Annotated in this window: 20 protein-coding genes; 9 read left to right on the top strand and 11 right to left on the bottom strand. The window is 42.8% G+C overall.

Translation table 11 applies throughout. From position 1 onward, the window contains the following. Nucleotides 1-25: 25 nt before the first annotated feature. Entirely contained in the window at nt 26-298 is a 273-nt protein-coding gene (locus MAS10914_RS0109070) for a cupin domain-containing protein (RefSeq protein ID WP_017315610.1), read from the bottom strand. A 93-nt stretch (nt 299-391) separates the two neighbouring features. Between MAS10914_RS0109070 and MAS10914_RS0109075 the strand changes: the two genes are divergently transcribed. Continuing rightward, complete coding sequence (locus MAS10914_RS0109075) at nt 392-1,573, top strand: LbetaH domain-containing protein (RefSeq protein WP_017315611.1); 1,182 nt, start codon at nt 392-394, stop codon at nt 1,571-1,573. 37 nt (nt 1,574-1,610) lie between these two features. Here MAS10914_RS0109075 and MAS10914_RS0109080 read toward each other — a convergent pair whose 3' ends face one another. Together MAS10914_RS0109080 and mfd are read right to left on the bottom strand one after the other, a co-directional pair. After that, complete coding sequence (locus tag MAS10914_RS0109080; protein WP_017315612.1) at nt 1,611-1,970, bottom strand: Mo-dependent nitrogenase C-terminal domain-containing protein; 360 nt, start codon at nt 1,968-1,970, stop codon at nt 1,611-1,613. 779 nt (nt 1,971-2,749) lie between these two features. Then, entirely contained in the window at nt 2,750-6,352 is a 3,603-nt protein-coding gene (mfd, locus tag MAS10914_RS0109085) for a transcription-repair coupling factor (RefSeq protein ID WP_017315613.1), read from the bottom strand. A 290-nt stretch (nt 6,353-6,642) separates the two neighbouring features. Between mfd and MAS10914_RS0109090 the strand changes: the two genes are divergently transcribed. Further along, nucleotides 6,643-7,968 carry a hemolysin family protein gene (locus MAS10914_RS0109090; RefSeq protein WP_017315614.1) on the top strand — a complete coding sequence of 442 codons (1,326 nt, stop codon included), beginning with the start codon at nt 6,643-6,645 and terminating at the stop codon, nt 7,966-7,968. Nucleotides 7,969-8,145: 177 nt separating this feature from the next. Here the strand turns inward: MAS10914_RS0109090 and MAS10914_RS0109095 are convergent, their stop codons facing one another. Next, entirely contained in the window at nt 8,146-8,943 is a 798-nt protein-coding gene (locus MAS10914_RS0109095; RefSeq protein WP_017315615.1) for an HAD family hydrolase, read from the bottom strand. A 176-nt stretch (nt 8,944-9,119) separates the two neighbouring features. On the opposite strand from MAS10914_RS0109095, the gene MAS10914_RS0109100 reads away from it, so the two are divergent. Continuing rightward, complete coding sequence (locus MAS10914_RS0109100) at nt 9,120-9,917, top strand: hypothetical protein (protein WP_026082434.1); 798 nt, start codon at nt 9,120-9,122, stop codon at nt 9,915-9,917. Between the two features lie 28 nt (nt 9,918-9,945). On the opposite strand, the gene MAS10914_RS0109105 is transcribed toward MAS10914_RS0109100, so the two are convergent. The 4 genes from MAS10914_RS0109105 to MAS10914_RS0109120 form a co-directional block, all read right to left on the bottom strand. Beyond that, the gene (locus MAS10914_RS0109105) at nt 9,946-10,653 is read right to left on the bottom strand and encodes a DevA family ABC transporter ATP-binding protein (RefSeq protein ID WP_026082435.1); all 708 of its coding nucleotides are present in this window, start codon (nt 10,651-10,653) and stop codon (nt 9,946-9,948) included. A gap of 75 nt (nt 10,654-10,728) precedes the next feature. Continuing rightward, on the bottom strand, nt 10,729-11,883 hold the full coding sequence (gene devC, locus MAS10914_RS0109110) for an ABC transporter permease DevC (RefSeq protein ID WP_017315618.1): 1,155 nt from the start codon (nt 11,881-11,883) through the stop codon (nt 10,729-10,731). 57 nt (nt 11,884-11,940) lie between these two features. Beyond that, a complete protein-coding gene (locus tag MAS10914_RS0109115) occupies nt 11,941-13,362 on the bottom strand; it encodes an HlyD family efflux transporter periplasmic adaptor subunit (protein WP_026082436.1) in 1,422 nt (473 codons plus the stop codon). Between the two features lie 652 nt (nt 13,363-14,014). Next, a complete protein-coding gene (locus MAS10914_RS0109120; protein WP_017315620.1) occupies nt 14,015-14,752 on the bottom strand; it encodes a phycocyanobilin:ferredoxin oxidoreductase in 738 nt (245 codons plus the stop codon). A 212-nt stretch (nt 14,753-14,964) separates the two neighbouring features. On the opposite strand from MAS10914_RS0109120, the gene MAS10914_RS0109125 reads away from it, so the two are divergent. Next, nucleotides 14,965-15,219 (top strand): hypothetical protein, encoded by a 255-nt coding sequence (locus MAS10914_RS0109125; protein WP_017315621.1) that lies wholly within the window; start codon nt 14,965-14,967, stop codon nt 15,217-15,219. A gap of 56 nt (nt 15,220-15,275) precedes the next feature. On the opposite strand, the gene MAS10914_RS0109130 is transcribed toward MAS10914_RS0109125, so the two are convergent. Next, complete coding sequence (locus MAS10914_RS0109130) at nt 15,276-15,947, bottom strand: ABC transporter ATP-binding protein (RefSeq protein ID WP_017315622.1); 672 nt, start codon at nt 15,945-15,947, stop codon at nt 15,276-15,278. A 379-nt stretch (nt 15,948-16,326) separates the two neighbouring features. On the opposite strand from MAS10914_RS0109130, the gene MAS10914_RS0109135 reads away from it, so the two are divergent. The 5 genes from MAS10914_RS0109135 to MAS10914_RS0109155 all read left to right on the top strand — a co-directional run bounded on the left by MAS10914_RS0109135 (nt 16,327) and on the right by MAS10914_RS0109155 (nt 19,729). Next, nucleotides 16,327-17,265: a Sll0314/Alr1548 family TPR repeat-containing protein gene (locus MAS10914_RS0109135; RefSeq protein ID WP_017315623.1), complete on the top strand. Its 939-nt coding sequence runs from the start codon at nt 16,327-16,329 to the stop codon at nt 17,263-17,265. Nucleotides 17,266-17,313: 48 nt separating this feature from the next. Next, nucleotides 17,314-17,769 (top strand): DUF3531 family protein, encoded by a 456-nt coding sequence (locus tag MAS10914_RS0109140; RefSeq protein WP_017315624.1) that lies wholly within the window; start codon nt 17,314-17,316, stop codon nt 17,767-17,769. Nucleotides 17,770-17,777: 8 nt separating this feature from the next. Next, on the top strand, nt 17,778-18,206 hold the full coding sequence (locus tag MAS10914_RS0109145; protein WP_017315625.1) for an NUDIX hydrolase: 429 nt from the start codon (nt 17,778-17,780) through the stop codon (nt 18,204-18,206). Nucleotides 18,207-18,824: 618 nt separating this feature from the next. Further along, complete coding sequence (locus MAS10914_RS0109150; RefSeq protein ID WP_017315626.1) at nt 18,825-19,148, top strand: DUF4278 domain-containing protein; 324 nt, start codon at nt 18,825-18,827, stop codon at nt 19,146-19,148. Between the two features lie 104 nt (nt 19,149-19,252). Next, entirely contained in the window at nt 19,253-19,729 is a 477-nt protein-coding gene (locus MAS10914_RS0109155; protein ID WP_017315627.1) for a hypothetical protein, read from the top strand. A gap of 61 nt (nt 19,730-19,790) precedes the next feature. On the opposite strand, the gene arfB is transcribed toward MAS10914_RS0109155, so the two are convergent. Together arfB and selD are read right to left on the bottom strand one after the other, a co-directional pair. After that, nucleotides 19,791-20,207, bottom strand: a complete 417-nt coding sequence (gene arfB, locus MAS10914_RS0109160; protein WP_017315628.1) for an alternative ribosome rescue aminoacyl-tRNA hydrolase ArfB — start codon at nt 20,205-20,207, stop codon at nt 19,791-19,793. Then, nucleotides 20,161-22,569, bottom strand: coding sequence for a selenide, water dikinase SelD (gene selD, locus MAS10914_RS0109165; RefSeq protein WP_017315629.1), 2,409 nt, complete (start codon nt 22,567-22,569; stop codon nt 20,161-20,163). Before selD ends, arfB begins: the two co-directional genes overlap by 47 nt. Nucleotides 22,570-23,237 lie beyond the last annotated feature (668 nt).

Raw genomic sequence — 23,237 nt, forward strand, 5'->3', positions numbered from 1 at the left:
TTCATAATTTATTATAATTTGTTTGCTAATCAAAACTATAGTGTTTCTTCACATCGCTTCTAATTTCCCATGTGCAGGACATTCCAGCAGGAAAAGTCACTAAATCGCCTTTACCCATTTGCACTGGCTGTCCCTCATCAGGGGTAACTATGACATCACCTTCTAAAAAATAGCAAGTTTCTTGAGTGTCGTAAGTCCAAGGGAACATTGAGACTTCCTTTGTCCAAATCTCCCATTTGGGCACACCCAATTGGTTAAGCCATTCTTGGCTAGGTTGGCGCTCTAGCTTAATTTCCATTGTTTGTCTCCTTCCATATGGCTGTTATCAAAAGAAGCGGTTATGCTTACTAGTTATGCTTACTTTCAAAAAAGTTTATAAAAAAAATCGCCTATGTACAACAGATTCAGAAAAAAATCTCACATTGCTCTGATAATTGGCATTTTATTGTGCATTCTCACTCTGGGGACAGTTGTCATCTCCAATCCAAAAAGCGACCTAGTTAGCTTGTCTCGTCCGATGAATATTGCGGTGAACTCTGGCTTTATCAGTCCACTGGTCGAACTATTTGGTGATGTCTCAGTAGGCAAAAAAATTTTTGTTGCTGGCAATACCATTCTACGGGCAGATCCTGGAACCCGGATTTGTATTGGCAGTCAAACCAACCTTCAAGACAATATTGTATTCTTGGCGTTGCGTAATCAAAAAGCTCCTGCAGCAGATTGCGGTAAACTCTCAAGTAGTACTGGAGAACGAGTCAGCATTGCCCACCAAGCAAACATTAAAAACTCAAAAATTGGTAATTTTACCTTTATAGGTTTCCATACCGACCTTAACAATGTGGTGTTAGAAGATGGTGCCTTTGTGCTACACGGTGCAAGGCTGTCTAATGTGCGTATTGGCAAAGACCACTTAGTACCAATTGGGGCAGTTATCACTACACAAGCGCAAGCAGATGCTTTACCACTAAAGACTGAAGATAATTCTGAATTCCACAATGAGGTGCTACAGGTGAATGAAGAGTTTGCCGAAAACTACAGCGAACTTTATGAAGAAAACGGATATGACGCTGTGGTTGGAATCAGTCTCGCACCAAAAACTTCTTGGAATCCTCAGCCTGTTCAACCCACTCTAGGGAAGAATGTGCTACTTGAGGAATTTGCTCGTATTGTTGGCAACGTGCAGATAGGAAACAATAGCGTTGTTGGACGGCGCACTTCAATTCGTGCCGATGAAGGCTCACCAATTATTATCGGCGAAAATGCTGAGATTGAAGACCGCGTTACCTTCCATGCCCTTAAAGGTACTAGCATTAGTATCGGCAAGAACTTGGACACAGATGATAATATTGTTTTTCACGGTCCTCTAGAGGTGGGAGATAACCTGACTATTGAAGATGATGCAGTGCTATTCCGCTCCAAGGTTGGCAACAATGTGACGATTGGAACTGGGGCATTGGTCATTGGTGTTACTTTACGTGATGGTGTGCAAGTCCCTGATAATGCAGTGATCACAACACAGAAGCAAGCAGACGCCTTGAAATCAATTACACAGAAGATTAAACTTGCAAAATAGCCAAGCTATCTGCTCTACATAAGGTACTTGTTTAGACTTAGCAGTAGGATTGCACATCCTCACCGCAGACATCCACTAAATAACATAAAGCACGAAAACGTAACCCCACAAACTGGTCGTACAACGGATTTAACTTGCACATTGGGGGAATGTGGGCAATTTTGTAACCAAATAAAATGATATCTCGCTCAAAAGGACATTGAGCAGGAATCATTTTGGCAATAAACCTCGCTAATTTCCGATTTTGAATTTCCAAAGAATCCAGCCATTCACGTAATGGTTGCAGTAAATCTGCTTTAGGTTGAGTAACTTGGTTTTGATTTCCTGTTTGATTTTCTAAACCAGAGTTAACAAAGGCAGAGAAGATAATTTGCTGATGATTATTTGTTTTGAGCATAGTCGTAAATAGGTTTATACTCACATTTTGAAGTATTTGATTGCGTTTTCTTTGCTGTCAATACAATCTATTTCAGAAGCTAGTGAAATAGATTCATGGCAGCACAAAATCTATGTATATACGAAATATTTACTTTTGTAAATACCGTATATGATTTTCATTTAAACTGACCACCCAGTGAAAATCTGTCCTACTTAATACAATATTCTAAAAAAAAGCTAAAGTAGACTTTTATACTTGAGGAAGGCTAATATTGGTAATAATCATTTCATATCTTGAATGTAAATGAGTTCACCCAAAACAACACAGTATCTTGAGGTGTAATTTTCTATGTAAAAGAGCGGGTTTGCTCATACTTTGGCTATATTTTGCTCTAATTTTACCTATCAGAGTATTTTATTTTACGTTATACATTAACTATTTTAATGTATAATCCATTACAGATTTTCAAGAGATAGATTATCTAATAGCTGCTTGCACACATTTCGAGAAGCAACTACAAATTTATAGTTGTTAAATGAATTAGCAGACATATAGCAATCTTAAATGAATCATGTGATTAGGCTTTTCGCTTCTTGTTTGATTCCTAGGCATCTTAAGCGATTCATGACTCATTTCATCAGGGTTGATAGCAGGGGAACGCCACCTTTGCTTCAACAGTCCATCTTGCTTGACTTCTATTTAAACTGGTAGATTTTCAAGTCGCTAGATAGGAGCCAATTAAAGTTTGTAGTTAGTGCTTTAGCACTAAAGCGCTAACTACTAGCAAGGTTTTGATTTTAAGAGATCGCCTCTTCCACAACCGCACCCTGCATCTTCCCCAAAGCATCAATCAGAGTTTGCAATTGTTGATCTGCCTTGAGAACTGCTAAACCTCGCACTGTGACTTTACCAGGAGAGTAAACAAAGCGCGACTTGAGAGTTTCCGGTAAATTTTGAGCCAACAAATTCCAACCAGGTTCTTCCATCTGCGTTTCTAAAACAATGTGCTGTTTGTTTTCTGGTTTAATCCGGCTAAATCCTAGCTTTTTAGCAAGCTGTTTTAGTTCCATAACCCGCAACAGTTGAGTGGCTGGTTTGGGAATTGTACCGTATCGGTCATTCCAGTCCGCAGCAATCTGCGATAATTCTTCTTTCGATTTCGCAGATGCAACTGCACGGTAAGCACTCATCTTTTGATCCAAATCGGTGATGTAATCAGCTGGCATGAACGCTGTGAGATTGAGGTCAATTTGTGTATCGTCAACCTTAGGAATTTCTTGCCCCCTGATTTCACGGATAGCTTCTTCTAGCATTTCCATGTATAAATCGAAACCTATGACTTCCATTTGCCCCGACTGTTCTGCACCCAGCAAGTTACCTACACCCCTGATTTCCATATCCCGCATTGCCAACTGATACCCAGAACCCAATTGCGTAAATTCCTGTATTGCTCGTAAGCGCTGGCGTGCGGCATCGGATAGCGATCGCTGTTTTGGATAAAATAACCATGCATGAGCTTGAATTCCCGCACGACCAACACGACCCCGCAGTTGATATAGTTGAGCTAATCCAAAGCGGTGAGCATCTTCAATCAAGATAGTATTGACTCGCGGGATGTCCAAACCAGATTCAATAATCGTGGTACACACGAGGATGTCCGCTTCCCCATTGCTGAAAGAAAGCATCGTCGATTCTAACTCGCTTTCTTCCATTTGACCGTGGGCTATGGCAATTCTCGAGCCGGGGATCATCTGTCGCAACTCTCCTGCTATCTCCTCAATTCCCTCAACTCGCGGAACAACATAAAACACTTGTCCACCTCGATCAAGCTCTTGACGAATCGCAGTGCGTATGCTTTCCGGGTTCATGGGTGACAAATGAGTTTGAATCGGTCGTCGGGAGGGGGGCGGTGTGGCAATCAAACTCATTTCCCGAATCCCCGATAGGGACATATACAAGGTACGGGGAATGGGAGTCGCAGAAAGAGTCAGCACATCAACCAAAGTTTTCAGGCTTTTGATTTTCTCTTTTTGGTTCACCCCAAACCGTTGTTCTTCATCTACCACCAAAAGTCCTAAGTCGCGGAAAGTTACGCCCTTACCCAAAAGTTGGTGTGTACCAACGACTATATCCAACTCCCCTATCGCCAATCTTTTGAGAATCTCGCGGCGTTCTTCAGCAGAACGGAATCGGTTGAGTAACCCGACGTTGATAGGGTAGGGAGCAAAGCGCTCTTTGAGGGTATGGTAGTGTTGCTGAGTCAGGATGGTAGTCGGCGCAAGCAGCGCCACTTGTTTTCCGCCAGAGGTGACAGCTTTGAAAATGGCGCGAATTGCGACTTCTGTTTTACCAAAGCCGACATCTCCACAAACCAGGCGATCCATCGGGCGATCGCTTTCCATATCCCGTTTCACATCTTGCACAGCTTTGAGCTGGTCGGTTGTGGCTTGGTAGGGGAAAGAGTCTTCCAGTTCCTGCTGCCAAGGTGTATCCTGTGAGTAAGCAATGCCTTTTTGTTGCGATCGCGATGCATAGAGCTTGAGTAAATCCACCGCCAATTTCTTGATGGCTTTGCGGACTTTGTTCTTAGTATTTTCCCAAGCCTTACCAGTCATTTTGTTGAGTTCTGGTGGTTTATCGCTTGTTGTGCGTAACCGCGATAAAACACCCACTTGGTCAGCTGCGACACGCAATAAACCGTCCGCATACTGTACCACCAAATACTCACGGGTTTCGTCGTTCAGTGTCAGACTTTCCAATCTGAGAAATTTGCCGACCCCGTGGTTTTTGTGAACTACAAAATCCCCTGGACGCAGCTTATTGGGATCAACTTGTTTAGAAGCAGCTTTTCTCCGCTTACGGATGTAGTTTGGAGTCGCAAGAGTGTGCTGACCGTAGAATTCGCGGTCAGTCACGACGACCAGCCGGAACGTAGGCAGAATGAAACCTTCCAGTTCCGCAAGACCAGAATATTTCAAAGCAACTGGTGTGTGATTAATTTGCTGCTTGTCAATCGCTAGGTAGTCGCGGGGGTTAGGAATAAACTGGGCAGGACAGTCGTGTTCTTGCAGTAGGGACACAGAACGTGAAGGCTGGGCGGAAATCAGCCAAACCGAGAACTTGCGATCGCGTTCTTGTCGCAGTGTTTCTGCAATTTTGGCGAATTGGTGCGGAGTGACCGGCAACCTGCGACTGGCGAGATTAATGCCGGTGTTTTCCTCCACCAGTTCCGATAAATTGAGTTTTTGAAATTTTGTCGTATCTGCCAGACATTCATCAAACGAGCGATGAATTCTTGGTAATTGGGGCGAAATCTCCTCATATTCCCTGCTTCCAAGCAGTTGCCACTGTTCCTCTGCATTCTCTACCCAGCGATCGCTATGGGCGTGGCACTGTTCTGGTTCATCAACGGTAATCAGAGTGTTTTCAGGTAAATAATCTAACAGGGAAGCAGGTTTATCAAAAGCTAACCCTAAAAAGCGACGGCTACCCTCTATGAGTTCTGAGTCTGTAGGGGCGAATGGTTGTTCTCCCGTACTGAATCCTGAGTCATCATTTAACTCAGCACTCAGCACACGGAACTCAGGACTATCTTTAAGTGCTGCCATGACGATGGGAGCAAAGCTTGTGGGGGTAAGAATTAGCTGGTCAATTTTGTCAAGGGCGGCAGAACGTTGAGTGGCTGGGTCAAATTCCCGTAGCTGCTGAATTTCATCGCCAAACCAATCTAATCGTACGGGCAACTCTGAGGAAACTGGGAACACGTCAACAATATCGCCACGTCGGCTCCATTGTCCTTCTGTTTCCACCAAAGGCACCCTTTCATACCCCAATCTGGTAATTTGTTCACTGAAGGTATTTAGGTCAAATTCCATACCGCGCCGGAGAGTGACGCAGAAAGGTTTAAAGGTTTGTGCTGGTGGTAAATGAGGTTGTAGCGCTGCAACAGTGGCAACAATCGCCATCTTTGCTGGAGGAGTAGGGGGAGTAGGGGAAGATGGGGGAGTAATTTCTCCCTCTAGTTCTCCTACTTCCCCCACTCCCTCATCTCGCCTTCTTCCCAGTTGCACCAAATCTGCCAAAACCTGCATCTGTCCCCAGGTCATCTCGGTTTCGGGATCAAATGGTTCGTATGGGGATGCCTCGGAGGTTGGGTAGAAATGTACTGTTTGCCACCCCATTGCCTCCAGTTGTGTTGTCCAGCGTCCGGCTTCCTCCAGAGTCGCACAGACCACGAACAAATTCTTTCCCTCAGTTTGAGCCAAAGCTGAAGCTACCAAGCCTTTGGGCAAGCGAGGAATGCCACTTAACAACAACTCTTGTTGCCGACTGAGTTTGGAGAGGAGTTCAGTGGTGAGCGAAGACCGCCCCAAAGCACGCACAATGGAAGAAAATGCCATAGGTTACAAAATATGAAAAAGTTCTTCTCACAGGCAAGCATAATGGTAACGCTTACCTCATCTATTTTAAAAGTCAAGGGCAGGGAAACAAGTCTGGCTACAGAGTATTAATAATTGGCACAATGACCACTGACAAATCGCTAATATACGAATCAGTGTTAAGAGCTAACTGATGACACATGGTTGATTGCTTTTGTGTATTCAAAGTGTTTCGTCATCACACCTTGGATACTAGATACTAAGAGGTTAAGGTTAAGCACACTTTGCCGATAGCATCGGCAATTTTAGAAATGTCTCCAACAATCGAAATTCTAATTATTCTTCTACTGATCCTCGCCAATGGTCTATTTGTCATGTCAGAATTGGCGATTGTCTCAGCACGAAAGGTGCGTCTACAACAGCTTGCTGACCGGGGTGATATTAAAGCCCGCGTTGCTTTGGAACTGGCATCCTCGCCGAATCAGTTCCTTGGAACTGTTCAGATTGGGATCACACTCCTCACTATTTTATCGGGTGCGTATGGTGAAGAAACTATCTCTAAGAGACTAACGCCTATTTTAAGTTTTATCCCTTTTGTGGAAAACTATAAGCCACAGTTGGCAAATGGATGTGCAATTTTAATTATTACTTATTTGACGCTGATCCTTGGCGAACTTGTACCCAAGCGGCTGGCGTTAAGCCGTCCGGAACCCGTAGCTTCCTTTTTCGCCTTACCAATGCGGATGCTAGCTAACATTGGCGCACCCATTGTTTATTTATTAAGTATTTCTACGGAAACAGTGCTGAGGTTATTGGGTATTAGACCGTCTACAGAGCCACAAGTGACAGAGGAAGAAATTAGAGTCTTAATCGAGCAAGGGACTGAAGAGGGAACTTTCGAGGAAGCGGAACAAGATATGGTTGAGCGAGTGTTTCGCTTGGGCGATCGCCCCGTCAGCTCGTTTATGACACCCAGACCGGATATTGTCTGGCTGGACTTAGAAGATACTGCCCCAGAAAACCGCCAAAAAATAATTGACAGTGGCTATTCCCGTTATCCAGTTTGTCAAGGAGGACTTGACAACGTACTAGGTATTATCCGAGTCACTGACCTGTTAGCCCGGAGTTTCTCCGGTGAGCAGTTGGACTTAACAATGGGATTGCTACAGCCAACATATGTGCCAGAAAGCACCCGTGGTTTGAAAGTTTTAGAATTGTTTAAGCAAACGGTCACTCACATGGCGTTAGTTGTAGATGAGTATGGGGTGATTCAGGGAATAGTGACTCTTAATGACGTGATGATTGAAATCGTTGGTGATGTGCCTTCTATTGATGACCAGGAAGATCCTGAAATTGTGCAACGAGAAGATGGTTCCTGGTTGTTGGATGGGATGTTGTCTGTAGATGAGTTTTTGGAACTATTCGAGCTCGAGGAGTTGTTACACGAAGACAGAGGAAGCTATCAAACATTGGGTGGTTTTGTCATGGCACATCTGGGTCGTATACCCTCTGCGGCAGATCATTTTGAATGGCAGGGTATGCGGTTTGAGGTGATGGATATGGATGGGAACCGGGTTGATAAGGTTCTCGTCGTACCTGAGCAGGTTAAATCTGACAATAATAAGAAACCAGATTAGTTCAAATGTAGAGACGTTGCAATGCAACGTCTCTACACGTATGTCATGAGCTCAAATAACCCTTAACTAAACTTCTTGCAAAAATACGATTTATGAATTTTTGAACCACAGATGGACACAGATAAATATCTGTGTTCATCTGTGTCCATCTGTGGTTTATTTTCAATAAATTCACTTTTACAAGAGTTCTACTGAACGGTTTTGCTCTATAACTATTCGCGCCAATTCACAGAAACCCTCACCTTCAGCAGCACAAGTCACATATGCTGGCTGATGCTGAAGTTGCTTCGTATACTCAAGCACATTTGCCACGCCGACAGAGACAGAAAAATAACGTTCATCAAATAAACTTTCATCATTGGGACTATCGCCAACAGTTACAACTTGTTCTGGGGTGTAGTGGGGGAAGTGTTCCCGCAACATCTGCAATAACCCAATTGCCTTATCTTGTCCCAAAGGTTTGATGTGACACTGTACGTTGCTGTAGGTGAACCCCCAACCCATTTTCTGACAAAGATGACTCAAGGTTTTTAGTTCATCTGTACTTAAAGAATGCACATCAAATGTCCAATCAGTGACGCGAAAACGATTGTCAGCAGATTCTTGGATGTGCGGAAATTGGATTTGTAATTGTTGAAAAGCCAATTCTAACTGCTGACGATGTGCTATTAAGTCAGGAATGGGTGTTAAAGCGACTGGTTTCTCACTCCCAGATAGATAAAATAAACCGCCATTTTCGGCTATAGCACCAACGATAGGCAAATAATATGCTAAACCACTTACCCAACCAGCACTTCGTCCGGTAACAATCACTACCTCAATGCCAGCAGTTGCTAAATTCTGCAAACCTTGTAACAGTTGGCTGGTAAATTTTCCTTTCCTGGTTAGGGTACCATCCATATCTGTGGCGACCAGACGAACATTGCTAAAGCGGTTAGTCGATGAAACCTCAGACAAGCGCAGCAGTCTGTACATAAGATTTTGGCAAAAAAGTTGTAAAGAATACTAATTTACAGCAAGATGACTTTCAGGATTTGGGCATCCTGACAATCAGGAGTCAATTTCTTTGTTTGCCAACCATGTCATACCAATTTCCTCTGTCGGTGCAGCATATCACAACCACCTTAAAAGGTGATTGGGACGGTCATTCGATGATTATTGCCCAAACCGTAAAGTCAAAAAAAACTACAAATGCATCACAGCAAGTACTAGCCGCTGATTCCCAAGCACCTCACTCATTTTTAATAGCAACCTCTGGAGGACTGGCTTTAGCAGTAGTTGCTTTGATTGTCTATGGTAGATTCCAGATGAAGAAACTGGAGAAAAAAATTAAATTTGAAGAATTCCGCACGCGAGAACTGGAGAAAAAGTTTAAGCTAGCTTTGGAAACAATTCGCAAAATGGAAACTAATCCCGATTTAATTAATTCACGGGAGTTCAACCTGGATTATCTCCGAATGCGGATGTCAGAGGAAGTGTTCTGTTTTGCAATCATCAATCAAGTAAAAGTCAAGGTCAAAGAGAAAATTTCTCAAACACTACGTCCAAATCAAGCCAATCAAGGTATTGTGGGGATTGCCAGTAACACTGGACGGCAAGTGGATGAAATCTTTGATGTGGAGTATGAAACTAGCACTCTGCCAAACACGGCTAAACGCGTCCTGTTCCGGATTCAAATCCGGCTGACGAAGTTACCTACGCAACCGACTTCCGCTACTATTAGCCAAATTACCAATTGTATTGAAAATTACCTAAGCCCTACTGATGATCACGATACTTGGCAACCAGCGATTCAAGGTCGGGTTGCTTATATGCATTGGGATCAACAAGCTAAACCGACCCCTCTGCTGGTGCTGGAACAATCTCATGAAGGTGTCAATGTTACTTTCCGCACAAGTCGCCAACCACACTCTCCGACACCATACAAGGAATCTGGAAGGAAGAAATAGCTTCAATTTATAGTCCCAATTTTCATAACTAATGACTAATGGCTTTATTTTGTGAATCACGGGCTAAAATACCATCCTCCATGTCCACAATGCGATCAGCTATGTCTAAAATGCGGTTGTCGTGAGTCACCAGTAATATAGATGTTCCGTGTTCTTTAGCAAGGCGCTGCATCAATTCCACCACTTCGCGTCCTGATTGTTTGTCCAAAGCTGCTGTCGGTTCGTCTGCTAGCACCAGTGGCGGATTATTAACCAAAGCGCGAGCGATCGCAATTCTTTGTTTTTGTCCTCCAGAAAGATTTTCTGGGTAATAATCAATCCGTTCCCCTAAACTAACTGCTCTGAGCATAGCTTCTGCTTTAGCAATGGCTTGTTGGTTAGAAATATATTTATTCAGTTCCACCGCCATTTGTACATTTTGCCTAGCAGTTAAAAACTCTAATAAGTTATGAGCTTGGAAAATATAACCAATCTTTCGCCGGATATTGACCAGTTTTGTCTGACTAGCTCTATAGAGTTCTGTCCCTAAAAATTTTAGACTTCCCTCTTGCACAGAGCGCAAACCACCAATCAAGCTGAGTAATGTTGTCTTACCTGAACCTGAAGGTCCAGTCATAATGACAATTTCACCCGGATAAATTTCTAGATTAATATCAAATAAAATTTGTTTTTTTAGTAATCCTTTTCCGTAGTAGTGGTTGAGATTTTTAATTGAAATCACACTTTCTTTACCCAGCATAAATCCCCCTATTTTAGAATTCATTCCTTTAAAATTATGAATGATGATTTATGTTTTTTGAAAAATCATATTTTAAAAAATATCTGCTGGGTCGGCAGCCCGCAACTTTCGGACAGCGATCGTACCCGAAATAAAGCACATTAGAATAGTCAAAATGAGTACCATTATGGCTCTTCCTAAACTCATAAAAACTGGTAGCAGTGTGGCATCTCTAGCCCTGTTATATAAAAACAGAGTTATAGCCAATCCCGGCATATATCCCAAAATTGCTAAAATCAAAGCTTCTTGCAGAATCACAAACAACAAGTAGTTTTGTGTATAACCTATTGCCTTCAAGGTTGCATATTCAGCCAAATGCTCCGCAACTTCAGTGTAAAGTATTTGATAGACAATCACAGTTCCCACGATAAAACCCATGACTGTGCCTAAAGTGAAAATAAAACCTATTGCTGTACCACTTGCCCAGTAATTTTTCTCATAATCAATAAATTCTTGCTTAGTTAAAACCTTTATATCTTGAGGTAAATAATTCCTCAAATTTTGAGCAGCAAGAGTTGCATCTGCCCCTGGTTTTAATCTAATCAGACCAATATCAATTAATCCTCGCTGGCGCTGGGAGAATATCCGCAGAAAGTTTAGGTCACTAGTAATTAAATTACCATCTGCCCCAAATGAAGCACCTAAAGTAAATAGTCCTCCAACTTTAATTCTCCGATTTTCTACTTCTGCTGTTACGGTTTTTCCTTGTTCAAACTCAGCAACAATCGGTCCATATTCCTGTCTAGAAGAACGGTCATATAAAACAACATCTGGTAGTTTAATTTTATCTATATTTTCTTGGATACCTGGGAAATCTAAGATATTAATTGCTGGATTCATTCCAATGATTAGGATGTTACGAGGACGACCTGTTAAAGGATTTTTCCAGGCAGTATAATCTAGATATATTGGATGCACACTTTGTACTGCTTGTAAATCTAAAGCTTTGTATAACCGCCTTTGAGAAAAGCTTTTCATGGACAGCAAAGCGCTAGATTGATTGTTGATTAAAACAATATCGCCCTGCAAGCTACTATGAAATCTAACGTTACTATAATACAGAGAATCCCGAAAACCAAGCTGCATAAACATGAGAATGTCAGCAAAGGCAATTCCTGCCAGTGCCACAGCCAAACGAGTTTTTTCTCGCTTCAGTTGAAGCCAAGCGAGAGGGATTTTGCCAATCATTTTCTATCCTCATTCACTCTTTATTAGTCATTAACTAATAACTAATAAAATGATTTTTTAAATATTAATTTCAACAAGCACCTTGGCGTAAGTTAAGCCTGCAACTTTTTCGCTATCTTTTGGAGTCAGAGCGATTTTCACTTCCACAACTCTGGCATCAATATCTGCTGCAGGGTCTGTATTTAGCACATCTTTTTTGCCAATTTTTCTGCCAATCTCAGCGACGGTTCCCTGTAATTCTCCGCTAAAAGCTCCATTATCACTGGTTATGATGGCTGGTTGACCGAGACGCACCTTACCAATACTGTCTTCGGGAACTTCAGCAACGATCATCATTTGATCGGTTCGTCCAATCTCAGCAATGCCATCTGCGCTCATGCTTTCTCCGGCTTTAGTATGAATTTTTAAAACTTCGCCGGAGATTGGTGCTTTGACATAACTTAAATTTAATTGAGCTTCTGCTTTTCTCATAGTTGCAACTGCATTGCTCACTTGTGCATGCGCTACTTGCAAATCAATTGGACGCACTTCTTGAATTCTATTGAATTTTGCTGTTTCTTCATCAATTTGCCTTTGCAATGTTACTAAAGTTTTGTCTCTATTGACCCTAGCTTCAACCAATTGCTGTTGCAAAGTGGCTATATTTTTTACCTGATTGGCTCTGGCTTCAGCAAGTTGCTGTCTTAAAGTTGCAACTGTTTGCCTTTGATTTGCTTGAGCTTCGGCTAGTTGCTGAGTACTAGTTTCCTCACCCAACTGTTTCCTATCGCGTTCCTGCTGAGAAATTGCGCCTTCTGTGTATAACATCTCATAGCGTTGAGCATCGACTTGGGCATTGCGTTGTTCAGCTTGGATACGCGAAACCGTCGCCCTGAAAACATCTCTTTGCCCTTGCAATTCGGCTTGTATACGATTAATCGTAGCTTGTAGGGCAATTTTTTCTCCTCGTAACTGTGCATTCAAACGAGCAATGGTTGCTTGCTGTGCATCTACTTCACCACGCAATTGTGCTGCCACGCGAGCAATCACTGCTCTTTGAGCCTGAATGTCTCTTGGTGAACCTGCTTTAACATTGGCAAAATTGGCACGGGCTTCTTGCAGTTTTGCTTTTGCTTCTTCCAAGGCTGCTTGGCTGCTTGAGAAGTTGTCCAAAATCGCAATCAATTGACTTTTTTTTACCCGTTCCCCCTCCTTGACAAAAATTTGTTCCACTCGCGACGCCCCTTGCTCTCCTGCTGGGGCAGACAGTTTAAATACTTCCCCTCGAGGTTCTAAACGCCCCAAAGCATTGATACTTGTACTAAGCGGCGCACTGGATACGGGCGTGTTCAACTTTTTCAATTGCTCCATTTTGGCTATGCTAAGGACTCCAGTAGCAACTATGACTGGCAGGGATATAGCGATTAAAAACCAAACTTGTGGTTTCTGATTCTCAAGTGGCTGCTCCCTTAACCTTGACTTCTCACTCACCCTTGACATGGTATTACCCATTGGTTGAAATCTTTATATACGAAGTAAAAAAGCGGGTTAGGCGCAATTGGATGAGGTCAAAAAGGGTTTTTAGCAAATAGCCATCTGCTTTTTCTGTATATCAAAAACCCTATTTCGGCATACATCCAGACGACGAGGAGGTGCGTTACGGCGCACAAGCCATGTACTGTGAATAACCTACTGGCGCGGCAAGACTAAAATGGTGTAATAGAAAAGTTTTGTAGTGAGCGCTTTAGCGCTAAATAAACTATAAATCTAATGCACCAAATTAGCTGTACCACGCTACTACGGTATGAAAAGTACCTAATGCACCATACTGAAAAGTAGATGTATGACTGCATAGGAGAAAGAAAAGTTAGATTTTACAATGAACGATTTTGTGGCTCGATTTTACTTGAGTTACAGCAATTTTCGGGTAAATAGACCACATTGTAGAGACGCGCTGTTTGAAGCGTCTCTACAGGGATTGAAATGAGTGCAGATGTGGTTCATTGATTTGAAAACCGCTGTAAATGAATTCTACATTTATCGATTGTTGGAAAACGTAGCCGAATCTACAGATGGGGAGATTGGGAGGTGGAGGGAGTGGAGGGAGTAGGAGGAGTGGGGGCGGTAGGGGGAGAAAATTAATGACTAATGACTAATCTGGCATATCAAACAAAACTGTCGTCATATATTGTTCTGCCCAAGCCGGACCAAAGGCTTTTTCCAGTACGCGGCGGGTTTTGTCGTTTTGCTGCTGTTTGGTACAGTAGTTGCGTTGTCCAGCTAGATTTTGCACCACCTCTTCGGCTGGAACGCTTTGGGATGTTCCCGCTTGTGTGCAATGTATTTCTAAAAATTCTCGTGTGCGAGAGAGAAATATATTTTCTTCTTCAACAGAACTGGGGCGAACGAAGATACAAAATTCTGAAAAAATATTTCCCCACTCAGGTAATTCTCGTGGTTGGGAAAAGTTCAACTCAGGCAGTGCTGCAAGTGCAGAAGTATATGATTCTGGTAATGTGTGTTGCGAGTTGACTGGAGAAAGGTCTGCGATCGCCGCACTAATTTGACCCCGACCTCCGACTAAATCGCAACCAAACATTGGTAGGTCATATTCTGGACGGGGAAACATAACGCAGTGCAAGATATCGAGCATATTTCCCACTTTTGCCAGTTCTAAGTGCATTTTCCGGAACTGGGGTGTCTCAAAGCAGCGGTTTTCAATCGTCAGTTTCTCTCCCTCTAGCCGACCTTCCACATACCCAAACTCACCAGGCAAATGGTAGGGCGACAAGTTCAGATGCTTATGCCATGTTGCTTCTATACAATCTGCTAGTTGACGAATGAGCGGATGTTGTTGCTCGCGCAGTGATGGTAAAGGAGTTGTTGTCATATCTTATGGGATTTCTAAGCGGACAATGTGATTCAGTTACCAGTCTACCGCCCACAAAGTCTGACCTCAGCTAGCTTGCAACACAACCAAACACTTACTATGACAAACGTAAAGTTATAAAACAGCGGCTTTTCAAAAGTATGGCTAATTTTGTAGTCTTAGTTACAGAAATAATTTCGTATTAGCCCATGAACTAAGGCTAAAGCAGAGCCATGAAACTAGATTCAAGTAGACCAAATTGTGCCACGCTAGCTATATTGCAAACTCTGGATTGGTCAAGCAAGTCTGACATCAAAGAGTCAGCGCAAGATTTCCAGCCTAATAGTTGGGTAAAGCTGTTGGAACTTCCTAACCCCTATAGTTTTGACGAAGCACTGCTACTATGTCAGGTTTCTCGTGATGAGTGGCTAGCCTGGATTCCAGATCATGGGGAAGCACAACTGCATGTCAGCCAGATGAGGTGGTAGTTGGTAGTGGGTAGTTGGGAGTTGATAGTTGTTTTTACCCACTACCCACTAGCATCTCATGCTGCTGGTTGAGGTTCTTTCACAGCACCCAGTGCTGTGGGGTCAACTGATTCTAGCTCACCGTGCTTAAGAGTCCAACAACGGTCTGCTATAGCCAACATATCCCCTGCGTCGTGTGTCACAACCAGTAGAGTCCAGTCTTTTTTCAGTTTTGCCAATAAATTTACCAGTTGCCGACGCATCGACCAATCCAACCCAGCGGTGGGTTCGTCTAATAATAATAGATGTGGCTGGCGAATCAACTGCACCGCCAAAGCTAAACGCCGCTGCTGACCTCCACTTAAAGCATGGGGTGCTGTACTAAGCGATAAATGCTCTAATCCCACTTCTGTTAGTGCTTGTCTAACTCGCTCTATTCCTAACTCTGGATGTCCCAAGCGCAATTCTTCTAAAAGAGTACCGCCGCAAAAGTGCCGTTCGGGAAACTGAAAGACCAATCCAGCGAGTTGTTGCAACTGTTCGGCTACCAGTTCTTGCTCGCGCCAGAAAACGGAACCTGATGTGGGTTCAGCAAGCCCAGACAAAATTTCGAGTAACGTACTTTTGCCAGAGCCACTGGGTCCGATAATTAGACCCAGTTGTTGCGATGCTAATTCCAGGTTGATTGATTTAAGAATAGCTGTTGGGCAAGCCGTGGGATGATAAATTAGATTTCTGAGATAGAGCATTTGTTAAGATTACCAAAAAGTCAGCAACGTACTTATTAACTACACTGCAAGTAACTGCAAAGTTCCGAAAAATTTATAGCGCATTCGCTACGCCAGCAACCTCTATCTTGCAGCAAGAAACATCATGCTTCTCACCGAAGTTACGAGCCTCACTCCGTGGAGCTACGCCAACGGCAGAAATCGCCGCTCGTACTTCTCTCCATTGTGGCAAAATTACTCTTGAACAATAGCTACAACAGGCAAGGGAACCTGGAAAAATTACCAAGGTCAAATAGTATAAAAAATTCTGGCTCAAACAGATGCATATCTAAGGCAATTCTCTTGAGGATTATAAGTAATTTATAAAACAATTACAATAGTAAATATGCCGAGATTCAAGATGACTGCATGGTTTCCATTTCTGCAAACAATTATGCCTGCAAAACTTTACCGTTTAGTTACAGTAGCTTTTGCAGCTACCTTGGCACTCAATGTTTGGGCACATCCCTCTTTGGCAGCAGATCCCTTTCGGACTAGAGAGCCTCGTAACATTGGCAACAAAACGGAGGCAGCATTCAAAGCCATTTTCCAACAGGGAGACTATCAAGCTGCGGATCGTTACTTACAAGACGCGCTATCTGCCGAACCAAATGAACCTTTAGCCCATGCGATGAAAGCATCAATAGCATACACAAATAAGGATTGGGCTACACTTGACAGCTACAGCAAGAAAACTTTAGAAAAAGCCCAAAATTTAATTTCCAGCGATCCCCTGCGCGGAAATTTGTATGCTGCTGTTGGTGTGTTTTTAGAGGGAGCAGTGATTCTACAGCGTGAAGGTACAGTTAAGGGTGCGCCGCAAGCCTTAAGTAGACTACGGCAAGTCTATCAATATTTAGACAAAGCCGAAGCAGTTTCTGCAAACGACCCAGAACTAAATTTACTCAAGGGATACATGGATTTAATGCTTGCCGTCAATTTGCCTTTTTCTAACCCAGAACAGGCTATTGAACGGTTAGAAAAAAATGCTGGTCCCCAGTATCTCGTTGATCGGGGTGTTGCCCTTGCCTACCGGGATTTAAAACAGTACTCTCAGGCGCTAGAGTATGCTAATCGAGCTTTGAAAGCAACACCCGATAACCCAGAGTCGTTTTATCTTAAAGCTCAAATCCTGCGGGAACAGGCAAGAAAAGAGAAAAACTCGCAATTGATAAAAGAGGCAATTGATAATTTTGACAAAGCTCTGACAAAGAAGTCCCAGCTACCATCTGATTTGGTCAAACAAATTGAGCGTGAACGGCGTAAGGCAGCTGAAAACCTAAGTAATCCAGGAAACTAGGCGCGACTTAGGAAGATAATAGTAATTTAAATTCAATATCTTAATGCCATGCAGGTACAGTTTCGCGAAATTAATCCTTTTGATTTGTGGATTTGGTTGAACTTCAGCACAATTCCTTCTGAACAAGAAAAAAAGTATGTAGAAGAGGTGTTCAATTCTTGGTTTTATCTGGGCAAGTTGGGTGCATTTAATGCCGAAAATCTCCAGGTACAAGAAACTGGATTAAACCTTAGCTACATGGATTACGATTCCCAAGGGTATGACAAAAGTTTGCTGGCGCTAATGCACAATATGGGTGAGTTTGAATATGAAGGGACATGGGCGCGTTGCTGGTTTGATATGGGAACTTCTGATGCGATCGCCCTCGATATTCTCATCAACGCCCTCAAGCAGCTCAGCGAGGAATTTGTGACTATCGAGCAATTGTACATCGGTGGCGAAAATGAAGATTGGTCCGTCGAGGATAGTGAAAATGGTCGTCCTTCGTTTATTTACGATAACTAGCAACACAAATGCATAAACCAGGAGAAATTCGTGTCCTAGCATTGGGACTCATTCGACATGGGGATCAGATCTTCGTTTCTGAAGGCTACGATCCAGTCAAGCAACAAACTTTTTACCGTGCAATGGGCGGTGGCGTTGAGTTTGGCGAAACAAGTATAGAAGCCCTCAAACGAGAATTTCAAGAAGAAATCCAAGCAGAATTAACAAATATTCGCTACTTGGGCTGTTTGGAAAACGTATTTACTTTCAACGGTTTACCAGGTCACGAGATTATTCAAATTTTTGAAACTAACTTTGTTGACCCCAAATTTTATCACATTGACAAGTTAGGTTTTTCAGAAGATGAGCGACACAAAACTGCTTTGTGGGTAAATATAAACCGTTTTAAATCAGGAGAATTAAGGTTAGTACCAGAGCAGTTTTTGGATTATTTATAAGAGCTAACTTTTGTCAAAAATAGACAGAGAATCTCACTCATTATTTAGGACTGCTATAGTTACAACACTCTTATGGAAAACACTTAGGAAAGAGCTTTTACAGCGCTTTTCATATCATTAGACCACTCGTAGCGTGAGCATTGCCCGTAAAAGCCCATATGGCACACATTTGAGATATTGGTAAGCAATCCCCACCTTACAGAAAACCGCTGTAAGTGCGTCTTTTGGTTTGCGCGTTCAGCTGTAAGGAAAGGGGTACATCTATCTAAAAAGTGCATAAGTTTATTTTGCCTACACTTATATAGCGCTTCTCATCTGATTGAAGCACTAATTTATCTGTGTCCATCGGTGTCCATCTGTGGTTCATTATTTCTTTGTGTACCTCACCCAATTGCAAACCGCTATATAAAAGACAAGACTTGGAACTGAAAGAATATTCAGTCGCTTTAGATAATAAACATCCAACAAGTCGAGAGCGAAAACTGCATCAGTTAATTTCAGTGATACCTATTTAGATTTAAAGGTTTCGACAGCGAATCTTCTTTTGCCTTAAGCAAAGCAAAGTTCTTCTGTAACGGATCAACAGTTCACTCTTAACCCATTAAAGAGGTTTTCAATATGAAACTTTACTATCGCGGCGTTAGCTTCGAGTACGACTCAACAAAGGTTGGAAGCAGGAAAACAGGACAGGCATTCAAGCAAGTTCGTGAATTTGGACCAGCTTATAACCTGATTTACCGTGGCAATACTTATCATGTTGATCCCAATGTCAAGCCTGCGGAAGTTCCCGTACCACCAACAAGCTATAAATTGATTTATCGGGGAGTCACCTATTTGGTGAATAGAAGCGTACAGGGAGAAGTTACTGTAGTGACTCAACTGGCAAACCTATCAAAATATGAAAATCGCTCTTTCAACCACTCCCTTCGATTTCAAAAATAGATGCAGGTTAGTCTTACAATGTGATCGCGCGTTGCGCGGCTCCCTCTGGCAGTATCGCTCCAACAGGCAAGCGCACAAACTCTCTAAGGTTCATAAATACTAGGATGCTCAACCTGTTCCCAAAATTTTCAGTTGCGTTCGCCCCTCAGAGGCGGGCGTTTTACGTCCTCGCAACTGCCGCTCTTAGCACTGCTGTAATAACAACCAGTCAAGCCCAAGCCTCTACCGTTACCTATGACTTCACAGTCAACGTGACCAAAGGATCATTAGCGGGCAAATCCTACAATGGCACCTTCAGCTACGATGATTCGACCTTGAAAGGGACTGGAGTTGAGGAGTTGGGAGTTTCTCAGGGATTAACCGTTTGTATGAACTATTTTGGACGTAATTATAGCGAGACTGACGATCATGACTATCCCGCGTTGCCGAAGCTAGTTTTTGAGAATGGCAAAATCAAACAACTAGACTTTTGGATACAGCCAAACAAGCGTGTTGTCTGGTGGAATTTACCCGGATGGGAAGTTAAGCTGTCCATGCGTAAAGCTTCTGGCGCTGCCGTTCCAAACTGCCAAAAACGCTAAGCTGACTCTAAATAGCTCTCATTGAAATCAAACGGAAGTTCACTGTTTAATAATCTATGAATCAACAATCCGTGACCTGGTTTCTATTGGACTTAACCTGTCCGCGCTTGCTTTTATGGTCAAGGCGTTTTTGCTGAGAACTGCGAGTCGGTTTTGTGGGTTTGCGTTTTCTTTTCAGTACAACTACGCTTTTAATAAGTTCTTCAAGTCGTCTTAACGCTTCCTCTCGGTTCTGCTCTTGGCTTCGATGCTCCTGAGCCTTAATTACGACAACTCCCTCCTGGGTGATGCGTCGGTCGTTCAACTTCAAAAGCTGTTCTTTATAAAAATCGGGTAATGATGAAGCCCCAATATCGAAGCGTAAGTGGATAGCGGTAGAAACTTTGTTGACGTTTTGACCTCCTGCTCCTTGAGAACGAATCGCACTAATTTCAATATCGCTGTTTGGGATGATGATTTTGTTGGAAATTTGCAGCATTACTACGTTCGCTTATTAAAGTGACTGGCTTTTTACCCGCAAGTGCCACAACACGCGCGATCGCACAACTCGATTCATACCCCAAGTCTTTGAGTGCAGCCAAACAACTACTAGTTTGTGACTCTGGAATAGAAGCTAAGAGTCCACCAGCGGTTTGTGGATCGAATAACAAAGGATAATGGACATGACTCTCAACTTGCTCCAAGTTATCAATATAACGTGATGTTCGCAGATTTTCAGGATGCAGTGAGCTAAAAATCCCTTTTTCTGTTGTCTCCCTTGCGCCTGCTAAAACTGGGATAGCTTCTAGTTGTAATTCAATCGCAACATTGGAAGCTTGCAGCATCTCCATTAAGTGTCCCAGCAACCCAAATCCTGTGACATCAGTGCAAGCCGTTGCCCCATGTTGCAATAAACACGCAGCTGCGGCTTGATTTGACAGTAGCATCGACTCTACAGCATCATCAATCCAACGACCTTTGGTTTGACGGCGCATATCAGCAGCAAAGAGTGTCCCTGTTCCGAGTGCTTTGGTCAAAATCAGCACTTGTCCTGGTTGCATTCCGCCTTTGCGTAACAGTTTGTCAGGATAAGCTAAACCGTTGCAAGATAACCCAAATCCCAGTTCTGCGCCTTCGGTAGTGTGTCCTCCAATTAGAGGTGCTTGAGCTTGGTTGAGTACCTTCACAGCACCGGATAATAACTGATAAAGAGTTTCTTCGACTTTAGCTGCTTGGGCGTAGGGAATGCTGGCGATCGCCAGCGCACTTTGAGGAATAGCCCCCATTGCGAAAATATCACTCAAGCAATGATTAGCGCTAATTTGTCCAAAGATATACGCGTCATTGATCAAACTACGAAAATAATCAATTGTATGTACCATCAACTGTCCTGTTGGGACTTGCACTACCGCCGCGTCATCTGGTGCATCCAAACCAATGACGATATCTGTTCTTTCTTCTCCACTCGGTTGTTCTGATTTGATACGGGACAAAACACTCTCTAAAACTGTACTACCCACTTTTGAACCACATCCAGCGCAACGCATCACCGAAGAAGATGCGGGCAAGGGGAGCCAGCGCGTTGCGGGGGTTCCCCCCGTTGTAGCGACTGGCGTGAGACGCGGTGAGGCGGAGACAGAAAATTTCCCCGTGTCCTCTTGTTCTCCCATCTCTGGCAAATCTCTAAAGCGTTCCATAAAAGAGCGGTCAATCCAGTCTTTGGAGAGCCATAGGAGTTTGTTAGGTGGTAAGGTAAACGAACCGCGTGTAGCAATAGCGTGTCCATCCCCCGTACCGATTAAACTTAAATATTGTTTCTGTGGTTTATAGGGTTTGAGGGGTTTTCCTAACAAAACTTGCTGCAAATTCTCAAACAAAGGCTTACCTTGCCGTACCGCAAACACTCCTGCTTTGGGACGAGGATGATTTACCATTGTGGCAATATCACCAGCAGCAAATATGTGGGGGTGGGATAGAGATTGCAATGTATCCTCAACCAAGATAAAACCTTGCTCATCAGTCACCACTCCTGCTGCTTTTAACCACTGAGGTGCTGATGCTTGTGTTACCCAAAAAATCGAATTACACTCAACTGTCAACCCAGATTCACATATCACTGTATGTGGTTTGACTTGACACACACTTTCCCTAAGATGCAACTGAACACTATGCTGGAGCAAAACTTGCTTAACTAAATTCCGCACTGACTTGTGATAAAGAGGCATCAGTTCAGCTTCGCGCTGGAATAGATGAATTTCCACAGCCTTTGTCTCGTTTCCAACCTCACTCAAGGCACGAGATAAAATCCGATGTAAATGAGCTTGCATTGACAGCGCCAATTCCACACCGCCTGCACCTCCACCCACAATTGCAATGCTCATTGGTTCTTGAGGTGATGTAGAATTCTCAGATGCAACGTCTCTACAAATTTGCTCCCAGTATTGTAGCAATTTAGATACTGGCTTAGCCGGAATTGTATATTCTGCTGCACCTGGTACAGATATTGTGGCGGGAGTGCTACCAATATCAATGGACAGCACATCGAAAGCTACCGCAGGACGGTTAGCACAAATAACTTTGTTGTTCTCCAAATCAAGACCGACAACTCGGTCAATATACAACTGCGCTTGAGCAAAATTCGCTAAGCGTCGTAAGTCAATATGGCATTCGTCATGACTGTAAAATCCGGCAATATGTCCTGGTAGCATCCCAGAGTACGGTGTATCCGAACTTTCGGTAATCAACGTTAAACGTACTCCGGGTATTGGTTTCATGCCAAACATTCTTAGCACAATGGCATGGCTATGACCACCACCAATCAGCACTAAATCTGTAATAATCGGCTGTAAATTTTGCTGCATCTTTTGCGTTGAGGCAAATGCTTTCGCTGTTCCTGCTCTCAGCGCTCAGGGTAATATCTGTAACACCGCCAGCAGAGCATTTATATCCAAGAATATTATATCGGTTGAGTCTTTTACAATTTACTAACTGTATTTAAAAATGACAGTTTTGACATCATTAATCACACAACTAACATATTATAAATATTTTTATATTAGGTTTAATTATCTATCTAGAGAAATGGCGATTGAATCGTGAAATCCTCTTAGCTCTCTTTCCTCGGTGCTCTCTGTGTCCTCTGCGCTTTTTTTAAAAAAGTCAAGTTCACAAATCAAATAAAAGTCTTATATTTATGAAATCTTTATAATCAGAATTTTTTGGAAAAACTGTATAGCCTCGCTCAAATATTAAGCCCTACTGTCTTAGGGATATGAGCTGCAACTAAGCGATATACGTAGTACAGTAATTATATATTTTTTTTTCAATAAAAACAATATATAAAAATCTCTCTTTAGAAGGTTGCGTTATCTAAAAAATTAAATCAATATAAGTACTTTAAAGAAAATAGAGGAATGGCAGTTAGACATTTGTTAGATGAAAAGATGGAACCCTGTTAGCGTGCAATGGATTCTTTAGAACAAATCGCTATGGAGATTCTTGCCACTTTATGCAACCCTCCTTTTGTGCC

The organism is Mastigocladopsis repens PCC 10914, assembly GCF_000315565.1.
Taxonomy (GTDB): domain Bacteria; phylum Cyanobacteriota; class Cyanobacteriia; order Cyanobacteriales; family Nostocaceae; genus Mastigocladopsis; species Mastigocladopsis repens.

Coding starts and splice junctions, on each gene's coding strand:
- MAS10914_RS0109070 (WP_017315610.1), bottom strand. CDS start 298: ATGGAAATTAAGCTAGAGCGCCAACCTAGCCAAGAATGGCTTAACCAA.
- MAS10914_RS0109140 (WP_017315624.1), top strand. CDS start 17,314: ATGCAGGTACAGTTTCGCGAAATTAATCCTTTTGATTTGTGGATTTGG.
- MAS10914_RS0109130 (WP_017315622.1), bottom strand. CDS start 15,947: ATGCTCTATCTCAGAAATCTAATTTATCATCCCACGGCTTGCCCAACA.
- devC (WP_017315618.1), bottom strand. CDS start 11,883: ATGATTGGCAAAATCCCTCTCGCTTGGCTTCAACTGAAGCGAGAAAAA.
- selD (WP_017315629.1), bottom strand. CDS start 22,569: ATGCAGCAAAATTTACAGCCGATTATTACAGATTTAGTGCTGATTGGT.
- MAS10914_RS0109150 (WP_017315626.1), top strand. CDS start 18,825: ATGAAACTTTACTATCGCGGCGTTAGCTTCGAGTACGACTCAACAAAG.
- MAS10914_RS0109125 (WP_017315621.1), top strand. CDS start 14,965: ATGAAACTAGATTCAAGTAGACCAAATTGTGCCACGCTAGCTATATTG.
- MAS10914_RS0109120 (WP_017315620.1), bottom strand. CDS start 14,752: ATGACAACAACTCCTTTACCATCACTGCGCGAGCAACAACATCCGCTC.
- MAS10914_RS0109115 (WP_026082436.1), bottom strand. CDS start 13,362: ATGTCAAGGGTGAGTGAGAAGTCAAGGTTAAGGGAGCAGCCACTTGAG.
- arfB (WP_017315628.1), bottom strand. CDS start 20,207: ATGCTGCAAATTTCCAACAAAATCATCATCCCAAACAGCGATATTGAA.
- mfd (WP_017315613.1), bottom strand. CDS start 6,352: ATGGCATTTTCTTCCATTGTGCGTGCTTTGGGGCGGTCTTCGCTCACC.
- MAS10914_RS0109155 (WP_017315627.1), top strand. CDS start 19,253: ATGCTCAACCTGTTCCCAAAATTTTCAGTTGCGTTCGCCCCTCAGAGG.
- MAS10914_RS0109090 (WP_017315614.1), top strand. CDS start 6,643: ATGTCTCCAACAATCGAAATTCTAATTATTCTTCTACTGATCCTCGCC.
- MAS10914_RS0109075 (WP_017315611.1), top strand. CDS start 392: ATGTACAACAGATTCAGAAAAAAATCTCACATTGCTCTGATAATTGGC.
- MAS10914_RS0109135 (WP_017315623.1), top strand. CDS start 16,327: ATGACTGCATGGTTTCCATTTCTGCAAACAATTATGCCTGCAAAACTT.
- MAS10914_RS0109080 (WP_017315612.1), bottom strand. CDS start 1,970: ATGCTCAAAACAAATAATCATCAGCAAATTATCTTCTCTGCCTTTGTT.
- MAS10914_RS0109145 (WP_017315625.1), top strand. CDS start 17,778: ATGCATAAACCAGGAGAAATTCGTGTCCTAGCATTGGGACTCATTCGA.
- MAS10914_RS0109095 (WP_017315615.1), bottom strand. CDS start 8,943: ATGTACAGACTGCTGCGCTTGTCTGAGGTTTCATCGACTAACCGCTTT.
- MAS10914_RS0109100 (WP_026082434.1), top strand. CDS start 9,120: ATGATTATTGCCCAAACCGTAAAGTCAAAAAAAACTACAAATGCATCA.